The organism is Frigoribacterium sp. Leaf186, from assembly GCF_001423905.1.
Lineage (GTDB): Bacteria > Actinomycetota > Actinomycetes > Actinomycetales > Microbacteriaceae > Frigoribacterium.
The window spans coordinates 711035-725832 of sequence record NZ_LMPQ01000001.1; the positions used below are offsets into that span (position 1 = coordinate 711035).

17 protein-coding genes are annotated in these 14798 nt (G+C 70.8%); 1 reads left to right on the forward strand and 16 read right to left on the reverse strand.

The genetic code is table 11. The features are described from left to right. Positions 1–31 precede the first annotated feature (31 nt). The 3 genes from rpsB to ASG05_RS03280 form a co-directional block, all read right to left on the reverse strand. A complete protein-coding gene (gene rpsB / locus ASG05_RS03270) occupies positions 32–994 on the reverse strand; it encodes a 30S ribosomal protein S2 (RefSeq protein ID WP_056257249.1) in 963 nt (320 codons plus the stop codon). 321 nt (positions 995–1315) lie between these two features. Next, entirely contained in the window at positions 1316–3031 is a 1716-nt protein-coding gene (locus ASG05_RS03275) for a BCCT family transporter (RefSeq protein ID WP_056257252.1), read from the reverse strand. 69 nt (positions 3032–3100) lie between these two features. Next, positions 3101–4549, reverse strand: a complete 1449-nt coding sequence (locus ASG05_RS03280; RefSeq protein ID WP_056257255.1) for a sugar porter family MFS transporter — start codon at positions 4547–4549, stop codon at positions 3101–3103. Positions 4550–4682: 133 nt separating this feature from the next. Here ASG05_RS03280 and ASG05_RS16175 point away from each other — a divergent pair, with 133 nt between their 5' ends. Continuing rightward, on the forward strand, positions 4683–5231 hold the full coding sequence (locus ASG05_RS16175; protein WP_162240624.1) for a murein hydrolase activator EnvC: 549 nt from the start codon (positions 4683–4685) through the stop codon (positions 5229–5231). Positions 5232–5276: 45 nt separating this feature from the next. Here ASG05_RS16175 and ASG05_RS03290 read toward each other — a convergent pair whose 3' ends face one another. The 13 genes from ASG05_RS03290 to rpsP all read right to left on the reverse strand — a co-directional run bounded on the left by ASG05_RS03290 (position 5277) and on the right by rpsP (position 14551). After that, a complete protein-coding gene (locus ASG05_RS03290) occupies positions 5277–6191 on the reverse strand; it encodes a tyrosine recombinase XerC (protein ID WP_157490031.1) in 915 nt (304 codons plus the stop codon). 50 nt (positions 6192–6241) lie between these two features. Further along, complete coding sequence (dprA, locus tag ASG05_RS03295) at positions 6242–7504, reverse strand: DNA-processing protein DprA (protein ID WP_056257261.1); 1263 nt, start codon at positions 7502–7504, stop codon at positions 6242–6244. Then, positions 7501–9030, reverse strand: a complete 1530-nt coding sequence (locus ASG05_RS03300) for a YifB family Mg chelatase-like AAA ATPase (protein ID WP_056257264.1) — start codon at positions 9028–9030, stop codon at positions 7501–7503. The genes dprA and ASG05_RS03300 overlap by 4 nt, the downstream gene beginning before the upstream one ends. Continuing rightward, positions 9027–9392: a YraN family protein gene (locus ASG05_RS03305; RefSeq protein WP_056257267.1), complete on the reverse strand. Its 366-nt coding sequence runs from the start codon at positions 9390–9392 to the stop codon at positions 9027–9029. The genes ASG05_RS03300 and ASG05_RS03305 overlap by 4 nt, the downstream gene beginning before the upstream one ends. 148 nt (positions 9393–9540) lie before the next feature. Beyond that, positions 9541–9864 (reverse strand): DUF2469 domain-containing protein, encoded by a 324-nt coding sequence (locus ASG05_RS03310; RefSeq protein ID WP_043596320.1) that lies wholly within the window; start codon positions 9862–9864, stop codon positions 9541–9543. 66 nt (positions 9865–9930) lie between these two features. Then, positions 9931–10569 carry a ribonuclease HII gene (locus ASG05_RS03315; protein WP_056257269.1) on the reverse strand — a complete coding sequence of 213 codons (639 nt, stop codon included), beginning with the start codon at positions 10567–10569 and terminating at the stop codon, positions 9931–9933. Next, positions 10566–11315: a signal peptidase I gene (gene lepB / locus ASG05_RS03320; RefSeq protein WP_056257273.1), complete on the reverse strand. Its 750-nt coding sequence runs from the start codon at positions 11313–11315 to the stop codon at positions 10566–10568. Before lepB ends, ASG05_RS03315 begins: the two co-directional genes overlap by 4 nt. Before the next feature lie 66 nt (positions 11316–11381). After that, positions 11382–11729 carry a 50S ribosomal protein L19 gene (gene rplS, locus ASG05_RS03325; protein WP_054145615.1) on the reverse strand — a complete coding sequence of 116 codons (348 nt, stop codon included), beginning with the start codon at positions 11727–11729 and terminating at the stop codon, positions 11382–11384. Between the two features lie 160 nt (positions 11730–11889). Continuing rightward, positions 11890–12459 (reverse strand): hypothetical protein, encoded by a 570-nt coding sequence (locus ASG05_RS03330; protein WP_056257275.1) that lies wholly within the window; start codon positions 12457–12459, stop codon positions 11890–11892. 78 nt (positions 12460–12537) lie between these two features. Next, complete coding sequence (trmD, locus tag ASG05_RS03335) at positions 12538–13230, reverse strand: tRNA (guanosine(37)-N1)-methyltransferase TrmD (RefSeq protein ID WP_056257278.1); 693 nt, start codon at positions 13228–13230, stop codon at positions 12538–12540. Positions 13231–13233: 3 nt separating this feature from the next. Beyond that, positions 13234–13890: a ribosome maturation factor RimM gene (gene rimM, locus ASG05_RS03340; RefSeq protein WP_056257283.1), complete on the reverse strand. Its 657-nt coding sequence runs from the start codon at positions 13888–13890 to the stop codon at positions 13234–13236. 4 nt (positions 13891–13894) lie between these two features. Continuing rightward, positions 13895–14131, reverse strand: coding sequence for an RNA-binding protein (locus ASG05_RS03345; RefSeq protein WP_056257285.1), 237 nt, complete (start codon positions 14129–14131; stop codon positions 13895–13897). A 3-nt stretch (positions 14132–14134) separates the two neighbouring features. Next, positions 14135–14551, reverse strand: a complete 417-nt coding sequence (rpsP, locus tag ASG05_RS03350) for a 30S ribosomal protein S16 (protein ID WP_056257287.1) — start codon at positions 14549–14551, stop codon at positions 14135–14137. Between the last annotated feature and the right edge of the window lie 247 nt (positions 14552–14798).

The window sequence follows — 14798 nt, forward strand, 5'->3', positions numbered from 1 at the left end:
TTCGTGGAGTCGGAAGGTGAAGAGGTGTGGGCTACTTCGAGTCGGCGTCGGCCGGCTCGGCCGACGTGGCCTCGGTCGCCTCGGCGACGGGCTCGGCGACCGGCTCGCCCAGGGGCTTCGCGGCGACCTGTGCGTCGGCGTCGTTCTCCTCGACGGGGACCTCGGCGGCGGGCGCCTCGGTCGCGGGTGCCTCGGCGGCGGGCGCCTCGGCAGCGGCGTCGGCAGCCTTGGCCTCGCCCTGCGCGAGCAGCTCGGCCTCCCACTCGGCCATGGGCTCGACGGGCTGGTCGGCGTCCTCGGGCTTCTGGTGACGCTGCACCAGGCCCTCGGCGGCGGCGTCGGCGACGATGCGCGTCAGCAGGCCGACGGAGCGGATCGCGTCGTCGTTGCCCGGGATCGGGAAGTTGATCTCGTCGGGGTCGCAGTTCGTGTCGAGGATGCCGATGACCGGGATGCCGAGCTTCTTGGCCTCGTCGATCGCGAGGTGCTCTTTCTTCGTGTCGACGACCCAGAGGGCGGACGGCGTCTTGGTCAGGTTGCGGATTCCGCCGAGCGTCTTGTGCAGCTTGTCGAGCTCGCGCTTCTTGATCAGCAGTTCTTTCTTGGTGAAGCCCTGCGTCGTGTCGTCGAAGTCGATGTCTTCGAGCTCTTTCATGCGGGCGAGGCGCTTCGAGACCGTCTGGAAGTTGGTCAGGAGGCCACCGAGCCAACGCTGGTTCACGAAGGGCTGGCCGACGCGGTTGGCCTGCTCGGCGATGGAGCCCTGAGCCTGCTTCTTGGTGCCGACGAAGAGGATGGTGCCACCGTGGGCGACCGTCTCCTTGACGAAGTCGTAGGCCTTGTCGATGTAGCCGAGCGACTGCTGCAGGTCGATGATGTGGATGCCCGAGCGCTCGGCGAGGATGAATCGCTTCACCTTCGGGTTCCAGCGGCGGGTCTGGTGTCCGAAGTGGACGCCGCTGTCGAGCAGCTGGCGGATGGTGACGACGGCCATGGTCGTTCTCCTTGGTTCTGGGCACGCCCGCGGGCGTGCCTGCTTGTCGGTTGTCGGGCGACCGGTCGGTCGCCGCTGCCTGGTGCCCGGGCACACGTCCGCCGACCGCACCGTGAGGCGCGTTCGGACCGAATGGACGCGGAGGCCGGGAGCGGCGCGAGACGACGGGGTCGTCTCGACGTCGGTGCGTCCGAGGACGCACAGGGCACGCGAAGTCAGTCTGCTGAGCAGACTGCAGTGCTCATGCTAGCACCACCGACACGCCCGAGGAGGCGGTGGTCGCCACCCGACGGAGGCGACCACCGCGCACCCGCACCTCGTTTACGGGCGGCGTCGACCGAGGCCGAGCAGCCCCCGCTTCGGTGCCCGCGCCTCCTCGAGTCCGTAGTGGTCGCCGAAGTCGTCGCGCAGCTGCGTGCGCTGGGCGCGCAGGAAGCGTCGGTGCTCGGAGTCGAAGGCCCGGAAGGTCGCCACGCAGATGCCGATCATGACGACGCTGAACGGCAGCGCCGTGATGATGGCGGCCGTCTTCAGGGCGTCGAGCCCGCCCGTGACGAGCAGGGCGATGGCCACGAGGGCCGTGACGACCGCCCAGAAGATGCGCACCCACGGCTTCGGCTCGGTGTCGCCACCGGTCGAGATCATGCCGAGCACGAGCGAACCGGAGTCGGACGACGTGATGAAGAAGAGTCCGATCAACAGGATGGCCCCGAACACGGCGATCGAGCCGCCGGGCAGCCCCTGCAGCATCTCGAACAGGGCGCCCTCGGTGTCGACGGACCCGTCGGCCGCGACCAGCCCGCCGCTGCCGAAGACCTCGCGGTAGAGCGCGGCACCACCCATGACGCTGAACCAGAGGAAGGTCAGCAGGGTGGGGACGACGAGCACGCCGACGACGAACTCGCGGACCGTCCGGCCCTTCGAGATGCGGGCGATGAAGATGCCGACGAAGGGCGCCCACGACATCCACCACCCCCAGTAGAACGTCGTCCAGGCGCCCTGCCAGGCCTCGCCCTCGGCGCCCGAGAAGGCACTGACGGTGAAGGTGAGACCGACGACGTTCTGCAGGTAGTTGCCGAGCGACTGGACGAAGTCGCGCAGCAGGAACAGCGACGGCCCGCTGACCAGCACGAAGACCAGCAGCAGCGCGGCCAGCACGATGTTGGTGTTCGAGAGCCACTTCATGCCCTTGGTGACACCGCTGACGAGGGAGAAGATCGTGACGCCGGTGATGCCGGCGATCAGGATCACCTGGACGAGCAGCGTCGGTTCGGCGATGCCCGCGGCCGAGAGGCCGGCCGAGATCTGCAGCACGCCGAGCCCCAGCGACGTCGCGACGCCGAACAGCGTGCCGACGACCGAGACCACGTCGATGACGTTGCCCCACAGGCCGTGGACGTGCGTCCCGAGCAGCGGTTCGAGCGCGTACCGGATCGACACGGGCCGCCCGCGACGATGGATCGCGTAGGCCATGCCGAGCCCGACGACGATGTAGATGGCCCAGGCGTGCACGCCCCAGTGCAGGTACGTCTGGCTGAGGGCCTGGCCGGCGAGCTGGTTGGCGTCGCCGGTCACCCCGGGTCGCGGGCTGGCGTAGTGGCTGAGCGGCTCGGCGACCCCGTAGAAGACGAGGCCGATGCCCATGCCCGCGGCGAAGAGCATCGAGAGCCACGACAGGCGCGAGAACTCAGGCTCGTCGTCGTCCTTGCCGAGCTTGATGTCGCCGTAGCGGCTGACGCCCATCCAGAGCGCGAAGACCACGAAGACGGCGGCGAGCAGGACGTAGTACCACCCGAAGGCCCCGACGATGCCGCTCTGCACCGACCCGAAGAGGCTCTCGGCCACGGTCGGGAAGGCCATGGCGAAGGCGACGAAGCCGAGGATCACGGCCGCGGCGGGCCAGAAGACCCACGGGGCGAACGCTCTCTTGCGGAGCGCGACCGGCGCCTCCTGGGGGTCGTCGTGGGTGACGCGGGCCGCGCCTCCCGGTGTCTCGTCGGCGGGCACGACCTGGGTCGAGTCGTCGGCGTGGCTCATCGGAAGTCCTCTCAGAATGCGAACGTCCCGCCCAGGAGGTGGACGGGACGTTCAACGATCATGCCAGGCTCAGGCCTTTGCAGCCCGCCCCGAGTCGGCCTGGACGGCCGAGATGCCCATCTCTTCGAGCGACCGCCCCTTGGTCTCGGGGATCTTCGCCAGGACGAAGAAGAACGAGACGAGCGCGAAGAACGCGAAGATGCCGTACGACACCGACAGGCTGAGGGCCGCCAGGCTCGGGAACGACACCGTGACGACGAAGTTCGCGATCCAGTTGGCCATGCTGCCCACGCCGAGGGCCGTGGCGCGGATGCTGTTCGGGAACATCTCGCCGAGCAGCACCCACATGAGCGGCCCCCAGGTGGCCCCGAACGAGACCACGAACAGGTTGGCCGCGACGAGGGCGACCGGGCCCCAGGCACCGGGCAGCGACGGGTCGCCGCTCGCCGTGGTGGTCGCCTGGCTGAACGCGAGGGCGGTCACCGCGAGGCTGACGAACATGCCGACCGAACCGGCCAGCAGCATGGGCCGGCGGCCGACCTTGTCGACCAGCCCGATCGCGATGAAGGTCACGGCGACGTTGACCACGGCGGTGATGGTCGAGATCAGGAACGAGTCCTCTTCTTGGAAGCCGACGGCCTGCCAGAGGGTGGTCGAGTAGTAGAAGATCACGTTGATGCCGACGAGCTGCTGCAGCACGGCGAGGATGATGCCGACCCAGACGATGGGCTGCAGGCCGAAGCGGCTGCCCCGGATCGACGACTTCTTCTCGAGCTCGGCCTCGGTGCGGATCGAGTCGGTGATCTCTTTCAGGCTCGTGTCGACGGTCTCGGCGGGCACGATGGACTGCAGGACCTTCTTGGCCTCGTCCTCGCGTCCGTCACCGGCGAGGTAGCGCGGCGACTCGGGCAGGCGCCACGCCAGGACGCCGTAGACGACCGACGGGACGATGCCGACGAGGAACATCCAGCGCCAAGCGGCGAGGCCGAACAGCGACGGCTCGGAGGCGCCACCCGCCGTGACCGCGAAGAGCTGGTCGGACAGCAGGGCGGCGAAGATGCCGAGCGTGATGGCGAGCTGCTGGAACGACGCCAGGCGACCACGGATCGCCTTGGGCGAGACCTCGCTGATGTAGGCGGGAGCGATGACCGACGCGATGCCGATGCCCAGGCCGCCGATGACGCGCCAGAGCACGAGGTCCCAGACGGCGAAGGCCGCGGCGGCACCGATCGAGCTGATCAGGAACAGGCCTGCGCCGATCAGCATGACCTTGATGCGGCCCATCCTGTCGGCGAGGCGGCCGGCCACGTAGGCGCCGATCGCACAGCCGATGAGGGCCGAGGCGACCGCGAAGCCCGAGGCGAACTCGGTCAGGCCGAACTCGTCGGTGATCGACTGGACTGCCCCGTTGATGACCGACGAGTCGAAACCGAACAGGAACCCGCCGATGGCCGCCGCCACGGCGAGCGCGGTCACCCGCCTGTTCAGGCTCTTCGTCGTTGCAGTGGTGTTCGACACCTGTACTCCTTCACGGCTCGAGGAGCAGGGCTCGTGGCCACGACTCCCCCACAAACGGTGTGCACGGGGTGTTCGTGCACGGGTGAACCTTACGCCTCGCCGAGAAAGCTTGCGCATCCGGCAAGGTGCCGGTATGCGTTCTCACCTCAGGGTGTCGTCTCGTGCGTCGGCCCTCGTCGCCATGACGACCCTCGTCGTCGCCTCCGCCGTCGCGGCGCCGGCCACGGCGACGGCCGCGATCATTGGCGTTCGGGCGTCCGGGGCAGGAGGCGCGGTGTGGGCCTGGCCCGTCGCCGCGCCCCACCCGGTGGTCCGGCCCTTCGTCGGCCCACCGAACCCGTGGTCGCCGGGGCATCGCGGCATCGACGTCGGGACGACGCCGGGGGCGGTCGTCCTGGCGCCCGACGACGGCGTCGTGCACTTCGCCGGGGTGGTCGTCGACCGACCCGTCCTCTCGATCGCGCACGCCGACGGGGTGCTCAGCAGCGTCGAGCCCGTCACCGCCGACGTGGTGAAGGGCGACGTCGTGACCCGGGGGCAGACCGTGGGGGTGCTCGACCCGGGGCACTGCGCCGACCGGTCCTGCCTGCACCTCGGGGCCCGGGTCGACGGCGAGTACGTCTCGCCGCTGCTGTTCTTGGGGGGCGTCGAGCCGTCGGTGCTGCTGCCGACCCGGAGGTGAGCCGGCTCGTCGGCCGTGCGGCCGTGCGGCCGTGCGGCCGGGCCGTCAGGCGCGCGGGTGCGCCGAACGGTAGCTGTCGCGGAGCCGGTCGGTCGACACGTGCGTGTAGATCTGGGTGGTGCCGAGACTCGCGTGGCCGAGCAGTTCTTGGACGGCCCGCAGGTCGGCTCCCCCGTCGAGCAGGTGGGTGGCCGCCGTGTGCCTCAGGGCGTGCGGGCCCGCCGGCCCCCCACCGGGCAGGTCGGCCAGCAGGCCGGCCACCAGGCGGTACACCGCCCGGGTGCCGAGACGCCCACCGGTCGAGCCGACGAAGAACGCCCCTGCGGCCTCGGCCGTGACCAGGGCCGGACGCGCCCGGTCGAGGTAACGGCCCAGGGCCTCGGCCGCAGGCACCCCGAACGGCACCACCCGTTGCTTGGCGCCCTTGCCCGTCACCCGGACGGTCAACCGCCCGAGGTCGACGTCGGCCACGTCGGTGCCGACCAGCTCGGACACGCGGAGGCCCGCCCCGTAGAGCAGCTCGACGACGGCGAGGTCTCGGCGTGCTCCCGGGTCGTCGGTGTCCGCGCGCACGGCGAGCGAGGCCAGCAGGCCGTCGACCTGCGCCCGGGTGAGCACCCGGGGCAGTCGGCTCTCGGCCTTCGGCGCGCGCAGCCGGGCGCCCACGTCGACCGGCGTCCGGTCGGTCTCGTCGAGCCACCGGGTGAAGGCCCGGACGCTCGCCGACCGCCTGGCGAGGGTGGCCCGGGCGAGGCCGGCCTGCGTGCCCTGCCAGAGCCAGTCGCGCAGCAGGTCGAGGTCGAGGTCGCCCACCTCGCCCGGGCGACCGAGACGGTGCTCGGTGAAGGCCACGAGCGAGTCGAGGTCGGCCCCGTACGACCGCACGGTGTGGTCGCTGAGCCCCCGGCCGTCGTGCAGGTGGTCGGCGAACCGCTCGACCTCGCCCAGGAGGCGCGTCACGGCAGGGCCCGCCCCTCGCGTCTCGACCCCGGCTCGTGCATGCCGACAGGCTAGCCATCACGGCGCCCCCTCACCCGTCGCCACCCCGACCCGTGCCGCCGTGCCGCACCCGACAGGTCGAGCTCGGCGAGGACGTCGCGGACGGTCTCGAGCGACAGCCCGCTCGCGACGGCCAGCTCGTCGGTCTCGCGGGTCGCCGTCGTGCTGAGGGCGTCGAGCACCCTCATGGTCTCGGGAGCGAGGCGGCGGCCCTGGAGCGACGTGGCGACCAGGTCGGTGGCGACACCGGCGAGGGCGAGCACGTCGTCGGCGCTCGTGATGCATTCGGCCAGGCCCGAGCGGATGAGGGCGTGGCAGCCGACGGACGACGGCGACGTCACGGGCCCGGGGACGGCGCCGACGGGACGCCCGAGCGACTGGGCGTGCGCGGCCGTGTTCAACGACCCCGACCGGCCCCCGGCCTCGACCACGACGGTGGCCGCGGTCAACGCCGCGATCAGCCTGTTGCGTTGCAGGAAGCGCCAGCGGGAGGGCTTGCCGCCGCAGGGTGACTCGGAGATCATCACGCCCGTGTCGACGATGCGGTGCAGCAGGGTGTCGTGGCCGGCCGGGTAGAGGTGGTCGACTCCCCCGGCCATGACCGCCATGGTCGTCGCCGACGCGGCCAACGCCGCCCGATGGGCCGCCCCGTCGACGCCGTAGGCGGCACCCGAGACGATCGCGAGGCCGTGGTCGACGACGCCACCCGCGAGGTCGGCCGAGACCTGCTCGCCGTAGGCGGACGCGGCGCGCGACCCGACGATCGCGACGCTGGCCGACGGCGGGGGTACCGAGGACGCACCCCGTGCCCACAGGGCGACGGGAGCGTGTTCGCCGAGGTCGTCGAGGGCCGACGGCCACCCCGGGGCACCCGGTACGAGCAGCCTCGACCCGACGGCCCTCGCCGTGCGGAACGACCGCACGATCACGGCCGTCTCGAGTCGCGGCCGCCACCTCGTCAACGCCCGGGCGAGGTCGAGCCGTTCGACGTCGTCACGGGTGGCACCCGCGTCGAGCAACCGGCCCGCCAAGAGCCCGGGGCGAGGTTCGTCGCATCCGACCACCGCCTCGAGCACGGCGCGGAGGCCGACGGCGGGCCCGAGCACCGACCGGACGACACCGCCCACCGCGTCGCCCGGCTCGACCACGCCGGTCCAGGCGCCGAGGGCGAACGCCCGCACGACGTCCCCCTCGGAGAGCTCGCCCTCGTCGAACAGCACCGGTCGCACGAGGTCGACGAGCTCGCCCGGAGTCGCCCGGAGCAGGTCGCTCACAGCGACTGCCGCATGCTCAGCGCCCGGACCACGTGTCGCCGGGCGGGCGCACGGTCGTCGTCGAGGTCGGCGAGGGTCCACGCGACCCGCAGGACCCGGTCGTAGCCTCGCATGGTGAGGGCTCCGGTCTCGAGGGCCCGGTCGATCGGCTGCGAATCTGCCGCCGACAGACGGTTCGCGGGGTCGCGCAGCCACGTGCCCGGCATCTCGGAGGACAGCGACCACGGCGTCGCCTCGAGACGCTGCGAGGCACGTCGGCGGGCCCGTTCGACCCGGGTGCGCGCCTGCTCCGTCGTCGTCTGCACGACGTCCGCCGAGGCCCGGAACTGCGACGAGCTGATGCGTGACACCCGCAACTGCAGGTCGATGCGGTCGACGAGCGGCCCCGAGAGCTTGGCCAGGTACCGTCGCCGCTGGTGCGGCGAGCAGCTGCAGTCGGAGTGCCGCGAGCCGTACCGGCCACACGGACAGGGGTTCGCCGCGGCGACGAGTTGGAACCTCGCCGGGAAGCGCGCCACCGACCGCGACCGGTGGACCACGGCCTCGCCCGACTCGAGGGGCTGCCGCAGGCAGTCGAGGACGCTCTGCGAGAACTCGGGCGCCTCGTCGAGGAAGAGCACGCCGCGGGTCGCCCTCGACGCGGCGCCCGGTCGGATGACCCCGCTGCCGCCGCCGACCAGGGCTGCCGCGCTGCAGGTGTGGTGGGGAGCCTCGAAGGGCGGCCTCAGGTCGAGCTCACCGGTGACGGCGACACCGGCCAACGAGCGAATGGACGCGACCTCGAGGGCCGAGTCGGCGTCGAGGTCGGGCAGCAGGCCCGGAAGACGGGCGGCGAGCATGCTCTTGCCGGCACCGGGCGGACCGACCATCAGCACGTGGTGGCCGCCCGCCGCCGCGACGACGAGCGCCTCGACCGCGTCGACGTTGCCGATGACGTCGGCCAGGTCGAGGTCGGTCGGCAGGACGCGGTCGGCGCGCGACCTCGTGATGGCCTCGACCGGTTCGGGCACCAGGTCGGCCCCGTGCCACACGGCCGCCTCGCGCAGGCTCGGCACGGGCACCACGCGGATGCCCGGCACGAGCGACGCCTCGTCGGCGTTGTCGGTGGGCACCATGACCGTGGTGGCCCCGGCGCGACGCGCGCCGAGCACGGCGGGCAGGACGCCGTCGACCGGGCGGAGCCGACCGTCGAGGCCGAGCTCGCCGAGGTGGACGACCCGCTCGACGGAGTCGGCCGGCACGAGTTCGGCCGCCGCCAGTGCCGCGATGGCGATGCCCAGGTCGAACGACGACCCCTGTTTCGGCAGCGACGCCGGCGACAGGTTGACCGTCAGCTTCCGGGCCGGCAGCGCGCAGCCCGAGTTGGTCGCGGCCGACCGGACCCGGTCGCGGGCCTCGCCCAGCGAGGTGTCGGGCAGTCCGATGATGACGAAGGCCGGCAGCCCGGCACCCATGTCGGCCTCGATCTCGACGAGGGCACCGTCGACGCCCAGCAAGGCGACGGCCCGCGTCCGTGCGACGCTCACGCGCCGGCCCCGCGGACGTGGTCGATGCGCTCGTGCCCGGCGCACCGCTCGACCGTGATGCCCACGACGTCGATGCGCAGACCTCGAGGCGACGGCGACGGGTGCGCCTGACACCACGCCGCGGCCAGGCGCCTCAACCGGGCGAGCTTCGCCGGCGTGACCGCCTCGAGGGCGTGGCCGAAGCCGGTGCCCGTCCGCGTCTTCACCTCGACGACGACCAGCTCGTCGCCGTCGACGGCGACCAGGTCGATCTCGCCCTCGCGACAGCGCCAGTTGCGCTCGACGACGCACATGCCCTGCGCCTCGACGTACTCGGCTGCGACGTCTTCGCCGCGCCGACCCAATTCGTCCTTCTTCGCCATGTGGACCTCCTGTCAGGAGGCTGGCGGACGCCCGTCGGTCACGGCGCTTCCCGGCCGACGGCTGGGGAGGACGACGCGACGGGAACGGCTGGGGACGAGGCGTGGTGGAGCGTGACCGGAACCCCGACCCCGACGGACCGCGACGGGGCTACTCGTCGAGCGCGAGTTCTTTCGGCAGTTCGAGATCGCGGGTGGTCAGCTCTTCGACGTTCACGTCTTTGAAGGTGAGCACGCGGACGGATTTCACGAAACGGTCGGAGCGGTAGACGTCCCAGACCCAGACGTCGGTCATCGACAACTCGAAGTAGAAGTCGTGCTCGGTGTCGCGCCGCACGAGGTCGACCTCGTTGGCCAGGTAGAAGCGTCGCTCGGTCTCGACCACGTAGCGGAACTGCGACACCACGTCGCGGTACTCGCGGTAGAGCGCGAGCTCGACCTCGCGGTCGTAGTCTTCGAAATCGTCCTCGTCCATCGGGGGATCATCTTACGCGGCCCCGGGAGCTCGGGACGCCGGACCCCCGTCGACCGAGGTGGCGACTCAGTGCAGCCAGGTCAGGCGGTGCAGCGGCGACGGGCCGAGTTCCGAGAGGGCCCCGTAGTGTGCCGACGAGCCGTAGCCCTTGTTGCCCGACCAGCCGTAGCCGGGGTGGACGCCGTCGGCCTCGATCATCAGCCGGTCGCGTTCGACCTTGGCGATGACCGACGCCGCCGCGACGGACGCGCAGTCACGGTCGGCCTTGACCCGGGTCGTGATGCGCGGCGGGGTGCTCAGCTGTGGCGAGAGGTAGTCGTGGTTGCCGTCGAGCACGACGACGGACTGCATGATGCCGACCCCGGCGTGGTGCAGGGCCGTCAGCGCACGCTTGCCGGCCAGCCCGAGCGCGACGACGATGCCGAGCCGGTCGACCTCGTGCGCCTCGGCGAACCCCACCGCGTGGTGGGACACCCACGAGGTCGTGAGCGGGTAGAGGGCCTCACGCCGTTTCTCGGACAGCAGCTTGGAATCGCGGAGGCCCGGGGGCACGTCGAGGCACTCGACGTGGACGGCGCCGAGCCCGACCGCGACCGGCCCGGCGATGGCCCCTCGACCGACCTCGTCGCAGCCGATGACCCAGGTGGCCCCCGACGCGTGCAGCTCGCGCTCGAACTCGAGGGTCGGGTCGACGACGGGCGTCATTCGCCCTCGCGCTCGGTCCCGCGGAAGACGTCGGGGTAGTCGCCGAGCCACGTCCAGCGGTCGGTGGGCCAGCTGATGACGAAGGCGCGCCCGACGACGTCGCTCATGGGCACGAAGCCCTTGCTCGGCGTCGCACCGTTGTAGCGGCTGTCCTTCGAGTTGTAGCGGTTGTCGCCCATGACCCACAACGAGTCGGCCGGCACGGTCACCGAGAAGTCGATGGCCGAGGCACGGGTCTCGCCCGGAGGGAAGTTGACGTACGGCTCGTCGAGCGGCACGCCGTTGACCGACATCTGCCCGAAGTCGTTGCAGCACTCGACCGTGTCGCCGGGCAGGCCGATGACGCGCTTGATGAGGTGGTCGTTGCTGTCCTGGGCACCGAGACCCACCTGCGTGAGGAACCACGAGACGCCGTCGGACACCGGGTTGCCGGTGGTGGTGCTGATCGGCGCCGTGCCGTCGAGCCAGCCACCCGGGTCGGTGAACACGACCACGTCGCCCCGCTTGACGTCGACGAGGTCGGGCACGAGCTCGTTGACGATGATGCGGTCGTTGATCTGGAGGGTCTGTTCCATCGAGCCCGAGGGGATGTAGAACGACCGGATCAGGAAGGTCTTGATCAGGAACGAGATCAAGAGCGCCGCCAGGAAGATCACCAGGACGTCGCGCACGAACGTGCCGATGCCGCGTTTCTTGCCGTCGTCGCGACGAGGACGCAGGGCGCGCCTCACTGTGTCATTCGTCATTTAACCACCCGAGCTCCCCGCCATCTTAGACGGCGGGGAGCTCGGAGGATGTCGCGGGGAACGTGACTAGTTGTCGCGCTTCTCCTTGATCTTGGCCTTCTTGCCGCGCAGTTCGCGCAGGTAGTAGAGCTTGGCGCGACGGACGGCGCCACGGCTGACGACCTCGATGTGGTCGATGACCGGGGAGTGCACGGGGAAGGTGCGCTCGACGCCGACCTGGAAGCTCACCTTGCGGACCGTGAAGGTCTCGCGGATGCCCTCGTTCTGCTTGCCGATGACGACACCCTGGAAGACCTGCACGCGCGAGCGGGTGCCTTCGATGATGTTGACGTGCACCTTGACGGTGTCGCCGGCGCGGAAGTCGGGGACGTCCGTGCGGAGGTTGGCGGAGTCAACCGCGTCGAGGATGTGCATTGTCGTTCGCTCTCTGCAACCGCCACAGGTCGACTGCGTGTCTGGGGCGCGTCACGCGCCCGTCATGATGAAGAAGGTGTGCTCTGGATCGGCAGACTCCCCTGTGGCAGAGTCGTGCGCAGGCACAAGCGTCAATTGTGCCACAGCACGGGCACCCGTGTCAGCTTCGCGGCGTGATGGTGATGACGGGGTCGTCGTCGCCGAGGCCGGACCGACGCCCGGCGGCGGCCCCGGTGCCCGACGCGGCCCTCTCGAGGTCGGCCAGCGACGTCGCCATGCGGGCCCGCGCCTCCTTCGCGAACTGCCAGAGCCCCGCGGCGAAGAGGCCGACGCCAGCGGCGATCGCCACGACGGCGCACAGGGCGAACAGGGCGGTCGAGAGGTCGAGCGCCGAGACCCCGCCGGCGACCTGCGTGAACGCCGACGACGAGGGCGACTCGGCCGAACTGTCGACGATGAAGAAGCCGAGGCCGAGCTGACCGAGCCACGAGAGCGAGAGCAGACCGACGTCGGCCCACGAGACCGCCTTCGTCCGGCGGACGCTGCGACGCCCCACGACGACGCCCGTGGCGATCGCCTGGCCCACGAACAGCAGGGGCACGAGCAGCAGCTGCCCCACGAACTGCAACCCCAGGGGCACGCCGAAGAAGGCCCGGCCCAGCAGCACCCAGAGCGGCAACGCGAACACGGCGACCCAGAGGAGGCGGTAGTAGACCCGGCGCATCGTCATGCGGTCGAGGCTACGAAACGATCATGGAGAACGGCTGCACGACCGGACCGCGATGGTCGAGCCGGGCGGACGGGTCGTTCAGTCGAGCAGGTCGGGACGCACGCGACGCGTGCGCTCGAGCTGCTGCTCTCGACGCCAGGCCGCGATGGCGGCGTGGTTGCCGCTCAACAGCACGGGAGGCACGTCGAGGCCCCGCCAGGACGCCGGCTTGGTGTAGCTCGGGTACTCGAGGAGCCCGTCTTCGTGGCTCTCTTCGGTGAGGCTCTCGGGGTTGCCGACGACGCCGGGGACGAGGCGGCCGATCGCCTCGATCATCGCCGTCACCGCGACCTCGCCGCCGTTCAGCACGTAGTCGCCCAGGCTGATCTCGCGGACGGTCGCGCGCGTGGCGGCGTGCTCGACGACCCGCTGGTCGATGCCCTCGTACCGGCCGCAGGTGAAGACCAGGTGGGGGGCGAACGCCAGCTCGCGGGCCGTGGCCTGCGTGAACGGCGTGCCGGCCGGCGACGGGACGATCATGATCGTGTCGTCGGGGGTCGAGGTCTCGCCGAAGACGTGGTCGAGCGCTTCACCCCAGGGCTCGGGGCGCATCACCATGCCGGCACCGCCACCGTAGGGCGTGTCGTCCACGGTGCGGTGCCGGTCGTGCGTGAAGTCGCGCAGGTCGTGCACCTCGACGTCGAGCAGCTTCTGCTGGCGCGCCTTGCCGAGCAGCGAGATGTCGAGCACCCCGAAGAACTCGGGGAAGATCGACACGATGTCGATGCGCACGCGTCAGTGCTCGTCGTCGGTGGCGGAGTCGCCGTCGGACTCGACCGGCCCGTCGGAGCCCCTGTCGGACTCGTCCGGCGCGTCCGGCGCGTCCGGCTCGCCCGGCTCGTCGGAGTCGTCGGCCAGTTCTTCGAACAGACCCTGCGGCGGGGTCACCACGACCACGCCGGCGTCGATGTCGACCTTCGGCACGATGGCCTGGACGAACGGGACGAGGACCTCGCCGGACGCGGTGTCGACGGCGAGCAGGTCTTGCGCAGGGAGGTGGTCGACGCGGGCGACCGTGCCGACGACGACGCCGTCACGCTCGACGCGGAGGCCGACCAGCTGGTGGTCGTACCAGGCGTCGTCTTCTTGCGGCAGTTCGTCGGCGTCCTGGTCGACCCAGAGGATCGCCTTGACGAGCGACTCGGCGCCCGTGCGGTCGTCGACTCCCTCGAAGAACCCCACCGGGTGGCTGTTGTACCAGCGCAGCTCGGTCAGGGTGAGGGTCTTGTCGTGCCAGGCGCTGTCGGCGGGCACCTGCAACCGGAACACCGCACCCGGCACGAAGCGCTGCTCGGGGGTGTCGGTGAAGAGTTCGAGCTTGAGGGCACCCTTGAGGCCGTGGGCCTTGGTGAGTCGCCCCACCCGGAGTTCGGTCTTGCGGTCGGACGGCACGGTTCTAGAGGTCGCCGTCGACGACGTCGACCCGGACGCGCTTGCCGTCGGCCAGGGCGGTGACCAGGGTGCGGAAGGCCTTCGCCGTGCGACCGGCCCGACCGATCACGCGACCGAGGTCGTCGGCGTGGACGTGCACCTCGAGGACGTCGCCCCGAGGGGAGTTCTTCTCCACGACCTGCACCTCGTCCGGGTGATCGACGATCCCCCGGACGAGGTGTTCGAGTGCAGGTGCGAGCACCGACTACGCCTCGGTGGTCTCGGCGTCGTCGCTGGACTCGGCAGGAGCCTCGGCCTTGGCCGCGGGCTTCTCGGTCTTGGGCACGAGGACCGGCTTCTTCTTCTCGTCGGCGACGAAGGCGTCCTTCGGAGCCTTGGTCTTGACGGTGCTGACGGCGTCGGCGTCGCCCTTGAACTTGCCCCAGTCACCCGTGAGCTTCAGCAGCGCGGCGACCTGCTCGGTCGGCTGCGCGCCGACGCTCAGCCAGTACTGCGCACGCTCGGACTCGACCTCGATGAACGAGGGCTCTTCGGTGGGGTGGTACTTGCCGATCTCTTCGATGACGCGACCGTCGCGCTTGGTGCGCGAGTCGGCGACGACGATGCGGTAGTACGGGGCGCGGATCTTGCCCATGCGCTTGAGACGGATCTTGACAGCCACAATTCTCCTGTGTGATGTGATGTGGGCGAGTTGCCAGCCGTGAGCGTGGGGGCACACTCGGCTCGAAAGCTCTGATGGGAGTCGAACGTCGTCTGATTAGAGGGTCGGACGACAGAAGACTCGACCTCACATTGTTGCAGACGAACGGCCATCTGCACGAATTGCGTCCCGTCGTGTCCGGCACCGCGCCTCCGGGGGGTCGCCGGGCGCCGCCACGGTCGTCGACGGGCGACGGCGACGGCCCGGG